Source organism: Rheinheimera sp. F8 (genome assembly GCF_001518915.1).
The window spans coordinates 685,774-701,147 of sequence record NZ_CP013656.1; the positions used below are offsets into that span (position 1 = coordinate 685,774).

Annotated in this window: 14 protein-coding genes; 5 read left to right on the plus strand and 9 right to left on the minus strand. The window is 53.2% G+C overall.

What is annotated here, in order from left to right; translation table 11 throughout:
- The first annotated feature begins 180 nt into the window (after positions 1-180).
- The 3 genes from ATY27_RS03130 to ATY27_RS03140 all read left to right on the plus strand — a co-directional run bounded on the left by ATY27_RS03130 (position 181) and on the right by ATY27_RS03140 (position 4,722).
- Positions 181-1,992: an assimilatory sulfite reductase (NADPH) flavoprotein subunit gene (locus tag ATY27_RS03130; RefSeq protein WP_208932706.1), complete on the plus strand. Its 1,812-nt coding sequence runs from the start codon at positions 181-183 to the stop codon at positions 1,990-1,992.
- On the plus strand, positions 1,992-3,710 hold the full coding sequence (gene cysI, locus ATY27_RS03135; protein ID WP_208932707.1) for an assimilatory sulfite reductase (NADPH) hemoprotein subunit: 1,719 nt from the start codon (positions 1,992-1,994) through the stop codon (positions 3,708-3,710). The genes ATY27_RS03130 and cysI overlap by 1 nt, the downstream gene beginning before the upstream one ends.
- Positions 3,711-3,987: 277 nt before the next feature.
- Positions 3,988-4,722: a phosphoadenylyl-sulfate reductase gene (locus tag ATY27_RS03140; RefSeq protein WP_208932708.1), complete on the plus strand. Its 735-nt coding sequence runs from the start codon at positions 3,988-3,990 to the stop codon at positions 4,720-4,722.
- Positions 4,723-4,867: 145 nt separating this feature from the next.
- Here the strand turns inward: ATY27_RS03140 and ATY27_RS03145 are convergent, their stop codons facing one another.
- The 5 genes from ATY27_RS03145 to ATY27_RS03165 form a co-directional block, all read right to left on the minus strand.
- Positions 4,868-5,233, minus strand: a complete 366-nt coding sequence (locus tag ATY27_RS03145; protein WP_208932709.1) for a hypothetical protein — start codon at positions 5,231-5,233, stop codon at positions 4,868-4,870.
- A 182-nt stretch (positions 5,234-5,415) separates the two neighbouring features.
- Positions 5,416-6,180, minus strand: coding sequence for an outer membrane lipoprotein-sorting protein (locus ATY27_RS03150; RefSeq protein WP_208932710.1), 765 nt, complete (start codon positions 6,178-6,180; stop codon positions 5,416-5,418).
- Between the two features lie 134 nt (positions 6,181-6,314).
- Complete coding sequence (locus ATY27_RS03155; RefSeq protein WP_208932711.1) at positions 6,315-7,532, minus strand: FtsX-like permease family protein; 1,218 nt, start codon at positions 7,530-7,532, stop codon at positions 6,315-6,317.
- A gap of 14 nt (positions 7,533-7,546) precedes the next feature.
- The gene (locus ATY27_RS03160; RefSeq protein ID WP_208932712.1) at positions 7,547-8,248 is read right to left on the minus strand and encodes an ABC transporter ATP-binding protein; all 702 of its coding nucleotides are present in this window, start codon (positions 8,246-8,248) and stop codon (positions 7,547-7,549) included.
- A 44-nt stretch (positions 8,249-8,292) separates the two neighbouring features.
- On the minus strand, positions 8,293-8,853 hold the full coding sequence (locus ATY27_RS03165; RefSeq protein WP_208932713.1) for a hypothetical protein: 561 nt from the start codon (positions 8,851-8,853) through the stop codon (positions 8,293-8,295).
- A 290-nt stretch (positions 8,854-9,143) separates the two neighbouring features.
- Between ATY27_RS03165 and ATY27_RS03170 the strand changes: the two genes are divergently transcribed.
- Positions 9,144-10,592, plus strand: coding sequence for a S41 family peptidase (locus ATY27_RS03170; RefSeq protein WP_208932714.1), 1,449 nt, complete (start codon positions 9,144-9,146; stop codon positions 10,590-10,592).
- Positions 10,593-10,758: 166 nt separating this feature from the next.
- Here the strand turns inward: ATY27_RS03170 and ATY27_RS03175 are convergent, their stop codons facing one another.
- Positions 10,759-11,673: a LysR family transcriptional regulator gene (locus ATY27_RS03175; protein ID WP_208932715.1), complete on the minus strand. Its 915-nt coding sequence runs from the start codon at positions 11,671-11,673 to the stop codon at positions 10,759-10,761.
- 103 nt (positions 11,674-11,776) lie between these two features.
- Here ATY27_RS03175 and ATY27_RS03180 point away from each other — a divergent pair, with 103 nt between their 5' ends.
- Positions 11,777-12,070 carry a DUF1330 domain-containing protein gene (locus ATY27_RS03180; RefSeq protein WP_208932716.1) on the plus strand — a complete coding sequence of 98 codons (294 nt, stop codon included), beginning with the start codon at positions 11,777-11,779 and terminating at the stop codon, positions 12,068-12,070.
- 170 nt (positions 12,071-12,240) lie between these two features.
- On the opposite strand, the gene ATY27_RS03185 is transcribed toward ATY27_RS03180, so the two are convergent.
- The 3 genes from ATY27_RS03185 to ATY27_RS03195 are packed head-to-tail and all read right to left on the minus strand — an operon-like array spanning position 12,241 to position 15,363.
- Positions 12,241-13,092, minus strand: coding sequence for a LytTR family DNA-binding domain-containing protein (locus tag ATY27_RS03185; protein WP_208932717.1), 852 nt, complete (start codon positions 13,090-13,092; stop codon positions 12,241-12,243).
- On the minus strand, positions 13,089-14,147 hold the full coding sequence (locus ATY27_RS03190) for a histidine kinase (RefSeq protein WP_208932718.1): 1,059 nt from the start codon (positions 14,145-14,147) through the stop codon (positions 13,089-13,091). The genes ATY27_RS03185 and ATY27_RS03190 overlap by 4 nt, the downstream gene beginning before the upstream one ends.
- Positions 14,137-15,363 carry a hypothetical protein gene (locus tag ATY27_RS03195; RefSeq protein WP_208932719.1) on the minus strand — a complete coding sequence of 409 codons (1,227 nt, stop codon included), beginning with the start codon at positions 15,361-15,363 and terminating at the stop codon, positions 14,137-14,139. The genes ATY27_RS03190 and ATY27_RS03195 overlap by 11 nt, the downstream gene beginning before the upstream one ends.
- Positions 15,364-15,374: the final 11 nt, after the last annotated feature.

Here is a 15,374-nt window from a genome sequence, read left to right on the forward strand (position 1 = left end):
AGATGCTGTAGCGGAGGCTATATTGGGTTGGCATTTTTCACTAATATTTAGCTAAATTCTCACTATCGCCAGACAGTATTGGTATATAACTAATTTGCATAAGAGTTGCAGATCAATTCTTTATTGTTTAGCCGTCTATATGGATAAAATAACGACAATTTTGATAGTACAGGTGTCGTTATGCCGTTTACTTCACTGATCGCACCAGCCAGCCCGCTTAGTGCGCAGCAAGTTCAGGATTTACAGAAACTGGTCAGCCAGCTCAATCCAATCCAGCAAGCCTGGGTCAGTGGTTATCTGGCAGCGGCCGCCCAGCTCGCTTCCGGCACTGCCGTGGCCAGCGCTGCTACAGCACCGCAACAGGCTGCAGTGCTGACTATTTTATATGCCTCACAAACCGGCAATGCCAAAGGCGTCGCCAGCAAAATCAAAGCGGCGGCCGAGGCGCAGGGTGTGGCGGTACAGTTGCAGGACATCGCTTCTTACAAAACCAATGCCTTGGCCAAAGAAAAATTCCTGATCATCGTCACTTCGACTTATGGTGAAGGCGAACCACCGGAATCGGCGGTGAGTTTCCATAAATTCCTGTTTGGTAAAAAAGCGCCAAAACTGCCGGAGCTGCAATACGCTGTGCTGGGCCTTGGTGACACCAGCTATGAGTTTTTCTGTAAAACAGCGCAGGATTTTGATGAGCAGCTCGAAGCGCTTGGCGCGAAACGACTGTTTGCCCGCGCTGATTTAGATGTCGATTACGCCGAAGCCGCCGCGACCTGGCAGCAAGGGGCATTAGAAGTATTCAGCCCGTTGTTAAAAGCTGCTGGCGCTGGCAGTGCCCAGGTGATTGCCTGGCCTGGCAGCACGGCAACCGCCGGTAGTCACAGCCCTTACGACAAACAACATCCGGCCACGGCAGAACTCGCGGCCAACCAGAAAATCACCGCGCGCAATTCCACCAAAGATGTGCGTCATATCGAAATTTCATTAGCCGACACCGGCCTGACTTATCAGCCAGGCGATGCATTGGGTGTGTTTTTTGATAACGACCCGGCACTGGTTGATGCCGTGCTGCAAGCGACCGGCACCGTAAGCGATGCCGAAGTCAGCCTTGGCGGTCAAACGCTGACGCTACAGGATGCGCTGCAACGTGAATTAGAACTTACGCAAGCCTACCCGTCTTTTGTCGAGAAATATGCCGCCGCAACCGGCAATAGCGAACTGCAGCAACTGGCAGCCGACAAAACGGCATTACGCGCTTATCTGGCCGAGCGCCAGACCGCCGACGTGATCCTGCAGCATCCAGCCCAGTTAACCGCGCAAGCCTTAGTCGATTGCCTGCGTAAAGTGCAGCCACGCTTGTATTCGATTGCCTCCAGTCAGGCTGAAGTCGGCGAAGAAGTGCATCTAACTGTTGGTGTGGTGCGGTTTGATGCCTTTGGTCAGACGCATTTAGGTGGCGCTTCCGGTTTCCTCGCCGAGCGACTGGAAGAAGGTGGCAAGGTGCGGGTCTTTGTTGAGCACAATGACAACTTCCGTCTGCCGGACCATGACACGCCAGTCATTATGATTGGCCCGGGCACTGGGATTGCGCCGTTTCGCGCCTTTTTGCAGGAACGCGACAACGCCGGTGCCACCGGTCAGAGCTGGTTATTCTTCGGTAACCCACATTTCACCCGTGATTTCCTCTATCAGGTGGAATTACAGGACTATTTAAAACGCGGTGTGTTAAGCAAACTGGACGTGGCCTTTAGCCGCGACCAGGCGCAGAAAGTCTATGTGCAGGATAAACTCAAAGCCAAAGGTGCTGAAGTCTGGAGCTGGCTGCAACAAGGTGCGCACCTCTATATTTGTGGTGACGGCAACCGGATGGCGAAAGACGTGCATCAGGCGCTGCTGAATATTGCCGCTGAGCACGGCGGCCTGAGTGCAGAAACTGCTGCAGACTATTTTGAACAACTGCGTGAAACCAAACGTTATCAGAAGGATGTGTATTAATGAGCCAATATCCGATTAATCCTGAACTGCAAGTGCAGGGCGCGCTGTCTGATAACGAGCGGTTAAAAGCCGAAAGCCATCATTTACGCGGCACTATCACCACAGATTTAAAAGACGAAATTACTGGCGGTTTCACCGGCGATAACTTCTTATTGGTGCGTTTTCACGGCATGTATCAGCAAGATGACCGCGATTTACGCGCGGAACGTGCGGAACAAAAACTGGAACCGCTGCATAACGTGATGCTGCGTGCCCGGATGCCGGGCGGCATTATCAAGCCGGAGCAGTGGCTGACCATCGACAAATTCGCCAGTGAAAAAACCCTGTACGGCAGTATCCGCTTAACCACCCGGCAGACTTTCCAGTTCCACGGTGTGTTTAAGCCTGAAATCAAACCGATGCATCAGATGCTGAACAGCATTGGCATCGATTCGATTGCCACGGCCGGCGATGTGAACCGCAACGTGCTTTGTACGTCGAACCCGGTGGAATCGGTGCTGCACCAGCAAGCCTATGAATGGGCAGTGAAAATTTCTGAGCATCTGCTGCCAAAAACCCGCGCCTATGCCGAGATTTGGCTGGATGAAGAAAAGGTTGAAACCACAGAAACCGAACCGGTGCTGGGTGATACCTATTTACCGCGTAAGTTCAAAACCACCGTCGTCATTCCGCCGCATAACGACATCGACGTGCATGCCAACGACTTAAATTTCGTGGCTATTGCCGAAAACGGCCAGCTGGTTGGCTTTAACGTGCTGGTTGGCGGTGGCTTGGCGATGACGCACGGCGATAAAGGTACCTACCCGCGCCGCGCCGAAGATTTTGGTTTTATCGGCCTCGAACATGTGCTGAAAGTGGTAGAACACGTCGTCACTGTGCAGCGCGATTATGGTGACCGGGTCAACCGCAAAAATGCCAAAACCAAGTACACCATCGACCGTATTGGCGTGGACACTTTTAAACAGGAAGTGGAAAAACGCGTTGGTGTGCAATTCCAGCCGAGCCGGCCTTACGAATTTACCCATCGCGGTGACCGCTTTGGTTGGGTCGAAGGCATTGATGGCAAACACCATTTAACGTTGTTTATCGAAAATGGCCGTTTGCTGGATTATCCGGGCAAGCCGCTGAAAACCGGTGTGTCGGAAATTGCCAAAATTCACAAAGGTGATTTCCGTATGACGGCGAACCAGAACCTGATCATCGCCGGCGTCGCCGCTGAGGATAAAGCGCAGATTGAAGCCATTGCCCGCGCGCATGGCCTGATTGAAGACTCAGTCACCGAGCAGCGCAAAAACTCGATGGCCTGTGTGTCGCTACCAACTTGCCCTCTGGCAATGGCTGAAGCCGAGCGCTATTTGCCGACTTTAGTCACTCACGTCGAAGGCATTCTGGCCAAGCATGGTGTGGCGGACGATCACATCATTTTGCGTGTGGTTGGCTGCCCGAACGGCTGTGGCCGCGCCATGCTGGCCGAGGCTGGTTTAGTCGGCCGGGGCCCGGGCAAATACAACCTGTATCTGGGTGGCAACACCGCTGGTACGCGCATTCCGAAGCTGTATCTAGACAATGTGGCCGAAGCGGAAATTCTGGCTGCACTGGACACGCTGATTGGCCGCTGGGCGCTGGAACGCCATGCTGGCGAATGTTTTGGTGATTTTGTCATCCGGGTTGGTGTGGTTGCTGAAGTGAAAGTCAGCAAAACAGACTTCCACGCCTAAATAAGCCGTAGGGGTAACCCTCGCGGTTACCCGCCAGACAACAGGGCGGCAGGTACGTGCGGGTACGTGCGGGTAGGTACTGGAAGGTACAGGTAGGTACGGTAAGCAAAGCGCCACCGTACGTTTACCGCCACCGTACGTTTACCGCCACCGTACGAAAGTAGCGCCACCGTACATTGGCTGCCCGTCTAAAAACATCGCCATCACGCATCGGTGAGTTTAGCGGTAAGGGTAACCCTTGTGGTTACCCGTCAAACAAAGCAAGACAGGTAAATAAATGAGTTATCAGCAGATTTTACAGCTGGACCCGGCCGCGCAGCAGCAAGCCTTAGCGGAAATCAACCAACAGCTGGCAACGCTGTCGCCGGCTGAGCGGGTGGCTTTTGCGCTCAACCAATTACCGGGCCAGCATATGCTGAGTTCCAGCTTTGGCATTCAGGCTGCGGTGATGTTGCATCTGTTGACTCAGGTCAAAGCGGACATTCCGGTGGTGCTGACCGACACCGGTTATTTGTTCCCGGAAACTTATCGTTTTATAGATGAGCTGACGGAACGGCTGCAGCTGAATCTCAAGGTATACCGCGCCGACATCACGCCGGCCTGGCAGGAAGCACGCTTTGGTCAGCTTTGGACGACGCCGGAAGGCCTGCAGCAATACAACCAGCTGAACAAAGTCGAGCCGATGCAACGCGCTTTGCAGGAGCTGAACATCAGCAGCTGGTTTACCGGCCTGCGCCGCAGCCAAAGTAGCAGCCGCACCGATACGCCTATTGTCGGTATTCAGCGCGGCGTACTGAAGATTAATCCGATTGTCGAATGGACTAACAAAGATATTTTTTATTATTTGAAGGACCACAACCTGCCTTACCATCCGCTGTGGGAGCAGGGCTATGTCTCGGTCGGCGACACCCATTCCAGTGCACCGCTGTCAGCCGGGATGAGCGAAGAAGACACCCGCTTTAATGGCATGGGCCGCGAATGTGGTCTGCATGTCGCTGGTGACGGCATCTGATCTCAGTCAAAAATATACCTTGCGGCTGGCAGCGCACCATTGTGATCAATGCCAGCCGCTATTGTGGTAACTGCATCTGTAACATCTGAACTTCAAGTAATTTTACTTGGGTGTGCTTGTAGTCATTAATACTCAGGATGCCGACCTAGTACTGAGCTTTTTGTACTTCCAGTAGTTTTGTATAGACCTGATGTAGTTCTTGCAATAATGCTTTTTGCTCTGCTGCGGTCGTCGCCAAGGTTAATTTTAATTGGAGCAGTTGCACCGAATCCTGCACAGTTTCGCTATATGATTTAATGCCTAATTCAATGCTGTTCGCATGTGTTTGGACAATTTCAGTCAGTAGTTTGATCCGCTGTTGTTGTAACTCAATTTGTGCCGGTGTCAGTGGTGTCTGCAATTGTAAATTCATAATTGATGTATGAGTGACAGGCGCGGACGTATTCCAGTCTTTACATGCGCTCACGGCAAACATCATCCCGACCAGAGCCAGCAAACGGGCATTATTCATCAATTCTGTCCTTGAAATTAATTAACAATAAACCAGTTAAAACATTAACATTCTGATGTTCCCCCGGCAAGCATGGTACTGGCTGAACCATGCTTGCGCGTCGGCGTGAGCGCTTTCGTCTGGCGCAAAACCGGAGATGGGATCGCCGACGTTTGGTTAAGGCGCTTGTAAACTTCAGTCGTCTATATCGCCTGCACAGTGCTGAGCGCCTGCGGATTAAATAACCTCGCCGGCAAGGTTTGTGGCGTCACCACATCGTAATGCAGCACCGTCACATTTTTACTCTGCATCCGGTCCAGCAGTTCCATCGCGACCACGCGCGGCGCTTCACCGGTGCTACTTCGGACAAAACGGGCAGATTTGGCCTGTTTGCCGGATGGCAGATAAAACTCGGCCCGTTGCGGAAATTGGTCGCTGCTGCCGACCCACAGTTCAATCCGTTGATAGCTCAGACCTTCGCGCTTGGCGTGCAGGCTCAGTTGGATCCCATCTTTTTGTGCATCGGCGGCGACGAGCTGGTAATCCTGTTGCCAGTTCAGCGTCGCGACATCACCGCTGGACGCTTCGCCCATCAGCTTTTGCAGCGGCGTGATGCGCAGCGCGCGGCGGCTGCCTGGCAGTTGTAACCAGAATTGCTGGTCCTGCAACAACACTTTTTGCCCCTGACTGGTACCGCCGGTGAAAATTACCAGTGACTTACGATCTTCCCCTGACAACAGCTGATACGGCTGCATTTTTTCGCTGCGACCGGCTTTGATGGTTTCAATCCGGCCTTGCAGCACAAAACTTTGCTGTGGACCGCGAAACTGTTCGGCGGTTGCCAGATATTGCTGCGCCTGTGGCAGTGGTAATTCAGCGGCGACGCTGGCATTGAGAGCGCTGCCGAGCAGTAATAAAGTCGGGAGCAGCATCGTCAGGCGGGAAAATGTATTCAGTTTTTGTGTCATGGTGTAGTTCCTTGTCGTGCTCGAGTTTAGAAGCAGACTAATGAAGATTGGGTGTTGTTGCAGAGCGCTCTGACCAAAGGTCGCTAGCACCGCCAGATGGCAGCCGGTGCGGACCAGCTGCCCACGAGTGTTAGTTACACAAAACCCAACGCTTCCACTAACGGCTTACGGGCGGCGCTCAGGCTGGCTTTCAGTGCGAACAACATACAGACCACCATCAACACCAGACCGGCATAGAGGGTCAGTTCGGTGCTGAAACTGATCATCAGTGGGTAGCCCTGACTGGAACCTGGTGGCGGTGGCATCATTACTTCAAACTGGCGCAGCAATTCACAGCTCACTAAGGTCGACAGGGTAGCGACCACGGCGCTGAAGGCGCCCAGCAACAAGGCTTCCAGTACGAAGTTACCGACGATGCGGCTGCGGCGCTCGCCAAGGGCCGCCATAGTGCCAATCTCCCGGGTGCGTTCAGTCACTACTTGCGAAATACCATGGCCGACAGCGAATAACACCAGCAATAACATCAGGATGCCGAGGGTGCCGAAGATGCGGTTGTATAGGTCGCGCACGGCTTTAAATACAAAGGCGCGGTCTTGCCAGGGCGTGACTTTGCTATCCGGTAATTCGCTCTGCAACGCGGCCGCCAGCTCGTCTTGGTGTTGGTCGTGCAGTAAATAGATATTCAGTTCGCTGATTTTGTCGCTTTGCAACAGTTGCTGGCCAGCTTTGATTGGCAGATACAACTGACGCTTATCCAGATCCGGCACACCGGTGGAGAAGATCCCGACAACGACCACATCTAGTGCATTCAGTGCACCCGTGCTGGTAGCCGACATCAGGCTCAGTTCAGTGCCGACTTTGGCTTTTAAAATGGCCGCCAGGCCTTCACCAATCAGCAGCGGAATGTTGTCGTCCGCTTTGCTGAGATAAGCCGGTGGCAACACGCCGCCTGCTTTGATTTGCAGGAAGGGGCCTTTTAACTGGAACTCGCTGCCATCGACGCCACTGCCGAGGAAAATCGTCGATTTTTCACCGTTGGACACCAGGCCGGAAAACTGTAAGCGAGGTAACACCGCTTTGACGTCGTCGCGCGCCAGCAGCCGCTTTTCCAGCGCCGGGTCGCGCTGGATGCCATGTTGCAGCGGCACATCTTCGTTATCGAGAAAATAATCCGGGTGGCTCAGGGTCAGATGACCCAAATCGCGCGCGGCTTTTTCCGCCAGCGACTGATAGGTAAACAGGGCAAAACCGGCCCCTAACAACACAGCAGTCATGGCGGCGCTGCAAACCAGACCGGTGAACAGCGTGCGGCGACGGTGGCGCCATAAATTTAAACAGGCAGCATGCAACATGATGATTCTCCTTGTTAACTGGCGCGGCGCGCTGGGTTCAGGCTTTGCGGCTGGTTTTCCACCAGCACGCCGTCTTTCAGGGTTAACAACCGCGAGCAGCGTTCGTACAGCCGTGGGTCGTGGCTGGCAATTAAAAAAGTGGTGGTGGCATCACGACCAAGTTGCTGCATCAAATCAATCACTTGCGCAGCGCTGACACCATCGAGGTTGGCCGTCGGTTCGTCTGCAATCACCAGTGGTGGCGCTTTGACTAAAGCCCGGGCAATCGCGACACGTTGTTGTTGGCCGCCGGATAACTGGTCCGGACGCTGGCCGGCAAATTGACCAACGCCGACCGCCTCCAGCAGCGCCATGGCGCGCGCCCGCCGTTCCGCTTTGGCGACGCCAAGCAACTGCAGCGGATATTCGACGTTTTCCAGCGCAGTCAGCACCGGCAAAAGATTGTAGCGCTGGAAAATAAAGCCAATAGCCCGACAGCGCAGTTGCGCCAGTGCGGCCGGATCTGTTGGCACCGGCTGCTGATCCAGCCAAATTTGGCCTTGGGTGGGTGTGTCGAGCAGACCCAGCAGGTTCAGCAAAGTGGATTTGCCGCTGCCAGACGGTCCGCATAAAGCCACCATTTCGCCACAGCTGATGTCAGCGCTGACATCCTTTAATGCGGTGTTTTGTGACAAACCGCTGCCGTAGGTTTTGCTTAAGTGTTGAAAAGTCAGCATGGCTGGTTCCTTGCCTGATCTATTGGCTTGAGTTGTTGGTTTGATCACTGCGCGCTTTGTTGTTGCCAGGTTTTGGCCAGCGTTTCGTCACCGGCTTTGCTGGCGGCTTTGGCGCCACAGCTATACAGGGCTTGTTGCGCGGCGGTGGGGGCAAAACCGAACGCCGGGCTTTGGATCTGGTTTTTCAGCAGGGCATAACCTTCGTTAAAGCGGTTAAACAGGTCCGGCAGATTGATAAAAGTACAGCCAGCGATGGTATGGACCTGCATCGTCACTATGGCCTGCGCGCGGTCTTGTGGGTCTAACTGGCGCAGCGTTTTATCCAGTTTGCTCAGGCCCTGTTCGGCCAGTTTCATTTTGTTCCACGGCAACATAGCGTGTTTGGCTGCCGCCGTTTCGACAGCACCGAGCATCGCCTGCAACTGCAGATCTTCAGGGGCCGCAGCGCTGGCTGCAGTCAGACTGGCAATGGCCTGTTCATTGGCGGTTTCATCGCCCTGTACGCCTTGCTGATAAATCGACATCCAGTTATTCGCCATGGCAGGTGTGGCCAGGATCAGTGCAGAGGTCAGTAACAGCGGGCGGAAGAAGTGAGTTGTATTCATGTCGTCTCTCCTGAGTTGAGGCCGGTCGGTCAAGCGGCCTGATGGAGTGACTTTAAGGGCTTATTTAACCCGCAGCAGGATGAGCTGACAGACGGGCAAAAATGGCGCTGAATGGTAAAAAACAGCGCTGAATGACATGGTCCCCAGATTGCTTCACAGAGAGACAACAACCAGATGCCATCTCTGCAAAAGCCATAAATAAACTAAAAATCACCATAACGGCCAACTTTTTCCTGCCACAGTGCGACCAAGCCGGCAATGTCTATCTCTATCAATGCAGGAAAACCAACATGGCAATGCGCCCGGGACACCGTACCACTCAATCTGAAAATACAACGCAATATCGAAAAATTTCCGGGCGCGCATTATTGCTGCTCTGTGGTCTTACTGTACTGACCACAGCCCTGCCGGTACATGCCACATCGGCAGGCACGGTGACTACCGCCAGCAAGGCGCCTACAGAGCAATTCAGCCCGGCGCAACTGCAAGCGGATTTCGCCAGTCTGCAGGAATTTATCGCCGCCACTCACCCGGACATCCGCCACTCAGCCTCGCCGGAACAACTGGCACGGGCTTACCAGGAAATTAGTGCGAACCTGACCAAACCAATGACCGCCCACGAATTCTGGCTGCAGGCAGCCAAGCTCAATCCGCTGTTTAACGATGCGCATTGGTCGGTGAATTTGCCGGAAACCGAACATGATTTGCAAACATTCATCGACAGAACCAGCGGTGTCTTTCCGCTCGAAGTGCATGTTAAACCAGACGGTGAACTGGTCGTTTTGGCACTGGCCGGTGGCGCCGATACACCATGGCGTGGTGCCACTATTGAAAGTATTAATGGCGTGGCAGCGCCGCTGCTTGCCCGGCAATTATTGGCACTGCGCCATGGTGATACTTCTATGAACAGAGCCAACTTATTGGGGCCGGCTTTTCAGCGGATGTACGCCATTGCCTTTGGCACACCTGCCGAATTTAACCTGCAATTAAAACAAAATGACAAGCTGACCGATCTGACCCTACCGGCCAGCAAACGGGCGGCAGTGCTTGGTACATCCGGAAAAGAGTTCAGTGCTGATTTTAGTTATCAGGCATTAAACGCCAACACCGCCTATCTGAAACTCGGCACTTTTGCTTTACCGGATGAACAGGTTGTTGGCGCTTTTACCAAGGATGTTTTTACCAAAATCAAAAATTCCGGTGCCAAATCATTGATTATCGATGTGCGGGAAAACCGCGGTGGCAATGATTCCGTCTGGCTTGATCATGTGATGCCTTATCTGGCTGACAAACCATTTCGAACCGGTTCTCACGCCAAAAAGAAAGTGATTGCCAGCCGTGCCAGTGCTGCCGAACCTGCAGGTGAGGTGATTGAAAGCGAACTTAAAACCTGGTACCAGCCGCAATTAGCCAACCCGCTGCGTTTCAAAGGCAAAGTGGTGGTGTTAACAGGTCGTCGTACTTATTCATCCGCCGTGCAATTTTCTAACGTGATGCAGGATTTTGGCTTTGCCACGCTGGCAGGGGAAGCCAGCTATGTGCGTGCGCGGAGCACAGGCGGCATTCAGTATTTTACTTTGCCACACAGTAAGTTATTCATCGTTGTGCCAAGGTTTTGGGTCGCCAGGCCACAAGGTGGATTTACTGAGCAATTACAAACACCAGACTGGCTGATGCAGGATGATGTCACAGCACCAGCGGCTTTGGTACAGGCGGTAGCCAAGCGGCTACATCCATAGCCGTATCGTAAGTGACATCCCACAATGAGCGGGGAGCCATGATTGAACAATCAGTTCTGGCTCCCGTGCAGTCAACAACCTGCGCATTTCACCGCGTCTTTTGTTTGATTTCCCCCAAGGGAAAAAGTCATTTTATATACCTGTCTGAGGCCTGCTGTTGTTTGGATTAATTCCCAGATATGACGAGCTTAAAGTAATGCGTCACGAGCATATAAAAACGCTCAACGTAAGCTGGTTTTTGATCTTGATACCGATGCAAAAAATAAAAGTGCCATGGACGTCCATGATGATTCGGCAGTACGTGAACTAACTGACCACGGCGGATTTCTTGTTTTGCGATAAATTCAGGGAGTAAGGCAATCCCCATGTCGGCCAACGTCATTTCGACCAGTGTTGGCAGATTGTTGGTTTGTGCGAAGTGTGACAGTGACAGTGACAGTGTATATTCAATGCCTTGTTGTTTGTCGATTAAAGTCAGGTCACCTTTTTGCCAGCGACTGGCGATATATTTGTGCTGCTGTAAGTCTGCCACTGTGTCAGGGCTGCCATGGCGCTGCAGATAATTCGGTGTCGCACAAAACATATCACTGACTTTGCCAATCGACTGCGCCTTATAGTTGCTGTCTCTAAGCAAGCCGCCAAATATCGCGGCATCCAGCTGATGTTCAATCAGATCTTGCCATCTTCCAGTGACAACAAGTTCAGGTTCGATGCGTGGAAACTCCAAACACAACTGACGAATGGCCGGCACAATGATGTCCCGTTCAAAAAATGGTGGAACTGATATTTTAAAAACCCCGCTGGGCTGTGCTCTCACCTGTTGGATATCGTTGATTGCGTTCGCCAGTTGTTCACTCAGGAGTTCACTTCGGGCTAACAGTGTTTCCCCTGCTTGTGTCAGGGCGATCCCGCGGGTGTTCCGCGCCAGCAACTGCATATTGAGCTCGCTTTCCAAGCGCCTGATCTGCTGACTTATCGCGGATTTGCTTAATTCCAGTTTCTTGGCTGCACCGGTAAAAGATCGTTGTCTGGCCACTTCAGCAAAGATCAATAACAGAGGCGCAAGCTTCACAGTGTTCATATTTACGGACAGTCAGTTCAATTTGTTTATATTGTTTCAAAATATGGACTGGCGTTAACCTTTGTCAACGTTTTTGAGTGACGTGAAGGCATAAGGAAAAACTATGACTAGTTATATTGTTGTTGAATCAAACGTGTTAGACGCTGCAAAACTTGCTCAATACAGTCAGCTTGCAGCACCAACTGTGGCGAAATTTGGTGGAAAATTTATTGCAAAGGGAGCATCGCAATCGTTATACGGCAAACAATTGTATGCGAACAAAGCTGTCATTGAGTTCGGCAGTGAACAACAGGCAATGGATTGGTATAACAGCGAAGAATACCAGGCATTGATTGAGTTACGTAATCAGGCAATGGATAGTCAATTTCAGTTGGTGTCTGCACCATCGCAATATTAATCAGTCTCGAACCGTGACAGTGGTACATGGCATTTGTGCCGCTTGATCACAAGTGTCATCCTGTGCGGTAACAGCATCATCATTTGGCGTTGTCACAGCCTTTTCCGGCGTCATCTCGCGGTTTGCCTGGTTTCAGGCTGCAATACTGCGCCCCCTGGCCAGTCGCCACCCTAGTGCTGGCGAAACAAATGCTGATAAGCACGGCTGACGGCAAGTTCTGTCGTATTGTTTTTCAGCACCAGCGTCATATGGCCAAATTCGTCGCGTTCCACTTTCAGGATGCTTTTGACCCGGACTATACAGCCGCGGTGAATCCGCCAGTACAGCTGCGCGTCGAGCTGTTGTTCCAGGGTGGCGATTGAGGTGCGGATCAGGTATTGCTGGCCGGCGCTGTCTACTGTGGTGTATTTATCTTCGGCGAGAAAAAAGTCGATATCGGCAATATCCAGCAGATGAATAGTGTCGCGCTGACTGGCTTTGATCCAGCGCAGTGGCTCGGTTCCGGGCGCTGTAGTGCTGGCTTCCGGGGCTGCGCTTACCGGCTCCGTGCCTGCAGCAGCGGGCAGTAACTGGCTTAGCAGCTGTTGTAAATGCAGCAGATTGGCCTGGGGCTTTTGCTGCTGGCTCAGCCGTTGTTGCAGCCGTGTGATGCACTGCTGCAGCCGCGCTTCTTCTAAAGGCTTTAACAGATAATCCACTGCCTCCAGTTCAAAAGCGCTGACCGCATGCTGGTTATAAGCGGTGCTGAACACGACCAAAGGCGGCGCAGGTAACCGGCGTAACTCGCGTAATAACTGCAGGCCATCTAAGCCCGGCATCTGAATATCCAGAAAAGCGACGTCGAACTGTTGCTGCTGGCACAAAGTTAAAGCAACTGAGCCGTCTTCGGCCAATGTGGTGTGCGCTTCTGGCCAGAATTCTGCCAGCAGCGCCTGCAAATGGCGGCGTAATAACGGTTCATCATCGGCAATTAACAGACGTGGGGTCGCAGGATTTACACTCGAATTCAGACCAGTATTCACAACGGGATCTCCAGACGGACTATGGCCTGCTGTTCGGCCAGCGTTAAAGTTAAACCAGACAAATCGCCATATCGTTGTTGCAGCCGGGCGCGGGTATTACTAAGACCAATGCCGTGGTCCTTGCGGCCGTCCGGCGTTTGGGCGGCTGCGGTTGGTGGAATGGAATTACTCAGCACACAACAGAGTTTTTGCTGTTCAACAAACAGGCGGACCTGCAGCTGACCGCCACTGCGCACTGGTTCAATGCCGTGTTGTAAGGCGTTTTCTAACAAAGGTTGCAACAGCACCGGCGGAACCGGCAGCTGGAGCGGCAGGTCGTCGCTTTGTTGCCAGTCCAGCTGCAAACGCTCACCGAGACGAATTTGCTGGATCTGCAGGTAAGCGCGGCTGAAGCTGAGTTCATCGGCCAGCGGCACCAGCTGGGTGCGGGTCTGGTCCAGGCTTTGGCGTAATAAGGTCGTTAAGGCGGCTAGCATCTGACTGGCCTGTTGCGGTTCAATCCGGATCAACGCCTGCACATTGGCCAGCGTATTAAACAAAAAATGCGGTTCGATTTGCGATTGCAGCAGTTTTAGTTGTTGTTCCAGCAGCTGTTTTTCCTGTTCCGATTGCTTCAGTGCCGTTTGCATCAGCTGTTGCTGTAACTGATGTTTTTGGTCCAGCAGATAATAGAATGCCGTCATCGCCACGCTGACCACCCCTACAATACCGAGCAGCGACAAGTCAAAGCCGGGTGTAAACTCCTTGCCGGCTGCGCTGAACTGCCACCAGGTCCAGCCCATCGGCAAACCAAACCAGAGTAATCCGGCCAATGCCAGTGCCAGCACAGTGTTGAGTGTCATCGACAGCGCAGGTCGATGTCGCTGCAGCCAGCGAATGGTGGTACGCATAGTCAAACCGATACCATTCGAGTACAGCAATTGTAGCCACCAAGGCCCCATGCCAAATAAAGTGAACAGCAGCGCCAGTAAAGAACAAGGCACAATCAGGTTCAGCTGATCGCGCCAGAACGGGGGTTGTCCTTCGCAACGGATGGGTGTGCTGTCAGAAGGCATATTGGGCTCCGGCCACGACTTCGTGTTTTTTGCCAAGCAAACGGAAACTGCTGTTGGCAGGACCAGCGAAGTGCTTGATCCCTAAGTTAATTTTGAACTGATCGCTGACACTATAACTGACAGCCCCCGAAATTAACAATCCTGTTACCGCAGGTTGATACAGCAGCGTCAATGACGGGTGCCAGTCGCCTTCGGCGTGCAGATGCAACAACCATTGCTGACGTGTCAGCTGGCGGCCACTGAACAGTTGCAGACTGCTTTGTCGTTCCAGTGCTTGCAGCGTCGGGCCATGCAGCCGTTGTTGCAGCGTCTGCCAGTCCCTGTCGGCGCTGGCCTGGCCGTCATAGCTATATTCCAGTATCAGATTCCAGCCAGCTGCAGCGGTGTAATTTAGGCCGGTACTGAGCTGCCAGGCGCCTTGTTGTTGCACCGCATCGGCCAGGGGGCGATCTATGGTAATTCCAACCGGCTGCTGGTGCTTCGGCCACTGGATCCAATGACTGGTCCAATAATGCTGTTGCCAGAGCAGACTGCCCTGCAGCGCCAGCCCTTCGTTGAGCACCCAGACCTGGCTGGTGCCAACCCGCCAGCCGATGTCCTCGTCATAATGCGCCAGCGCCTGCCATTCCAGATCGCCGGCCTGCTGGTAATAACGCGCGCCGCAACCGGTGCTCGCGGGCAAGGTTTGGCCATAGCGGCGAAACACTGGTTCCGTCTGATTGCACAGCAAAGTCCAGGCGTTGTCGGCACCAAACCAGTCAGCAGCCGCTTGCCAGACGCCGGGCGCGACGACGGTGTAAAGCGCCAGCGTGTCGGTCGGCGAAAACAAATCCAGCGGCCGCAGGCCATAATTGACGTCAAAATCGCGTTTGCGTTTGCCGGCGCTAAAACTCCAGTTGCCTTCGTCGATGCTCCAGTAAGCTTCGGAAAATTCCAGCTTTTGTTCGGCTGTTGCACCGGCCGGTTGCTGCGGATCGGTGCGCCATAGCGTGCTGGCGAGCTGAAATTGTTGGTTGGCGCCGAGCGGGCTTTGCCATTGCAGATCTAGTGTTTGCAGTAGCAGCTGCTGGCGCTGCGCCCCCCGCAACAAGCTGTCGCCCTGCGCGTTGCTACCGAGTACACGGTATTGCAAATCTGGCTGCGCCGCCTGCACGCCTGTGCTAAAGCTCAGACTAACACTCAGTACCACAGCCATCGTTGGATACCACCACGACATAGATCCACTCC

What these genes read in the sequence shown, in the direction of transcription:
- ATY27_RS03180 (WP_208932716.1), top strand. Translation starts at nt 11,777, where the DNA reads ATGACTAGTTATATTGTTGTTGAATCAAACGTGTTAGACGCTGCAAAA.
- ATY27_RS03155 (WP_208932711.1), bottom strand. Translation starts at nt 7,532, where the DNA reads ATGTTGCATGCTGCCTGTTTAAATTTATGGCGCCACCGTCGCCGCACG.
- ATY27_RS03195 (WP_208932719.1), bottom strand. Translation starts at nt 15,363, where the DNA reads ATGTCGTGGTGGTATCCAACGATGGCTGTGGTACTGAGTGTTAGTCTG.
- ATY27_RS03160 (WP_208932712.1), bottom strand. Translation starts at nt 8,248, where the DNA reads ATGCTGACTTTTCAACACTTAAGCAAAACCTACGGCAGCGGTTTGTCA.
- ATY27_RS03175 (WP_208932715.1), bottom strand. Translation starts at nt 11,673, where the DNA reads ATGAACACTGTGAAGCTTGCGCCTCTGTTATTGATCTTTGCTGAAGTG.
- ATY27_RS03190 (WP_208932718.1), bottom strand. Translation starts at nt 14,147, where the DNA reads ATGCCTTCTGACAGCACACCCATCCGTTGCGAAGGACAACCCCCGTTC.
- ATY27_RS03170 (WP_208932714.1), top strand. Translation starts at nt 9,144, where the DNA reads ATGGCAATGCGCCCGGGACACCGTACCACTCAATCTGAAAATACAACG.
- ATY27_RS03130 (WP_208932706.1), top strand. Translation starts at nt 181, where the DNA reads ATGCCGTTTACTTCACTGATCGCACCAGCCAGCCCGCTTAGTGCGCAG.
- ATY27_RS03145 (WP_208932709.1), bottom strand. Translation starts at nt 5,233, where the DNA reads ATGAATAATGCCCGTTTGCTGGCTCTGGTCGGGATGATGTTTGCCGTG.
- ATY27_RS03140 (WP_208932708.1), top strand. Translation starts at nt 3,988, where the DNA reads ATGAGTTATCAGCAGATTTTACAGCTGGACCCGGCCGCGCAGCAGCAA.
- cysI (WP_208932707.1), top strand. Translation starts at nt 1,992, where the DNA reads ATGAGCCAATATCCGATTAATCCTGAACTGCAAGTGCAGGGCGCGCTG.
- ATY27_RS03165 (WP_208932713.1), bottom strand. Translation starts at nt 8,853, where the DNA reads ATGAATACAACTCACTTCTTCCGCCCGCTGTTACTGACCTCTGCACTG.
- ATY27_RS03150 (WP_208932710.1), bottom strand. Translation starts at nt 6,180, where the DNA reads ATGACACAAAAACTGAATACATTTTCCCGCCTGACGATGCTGCTCCCG.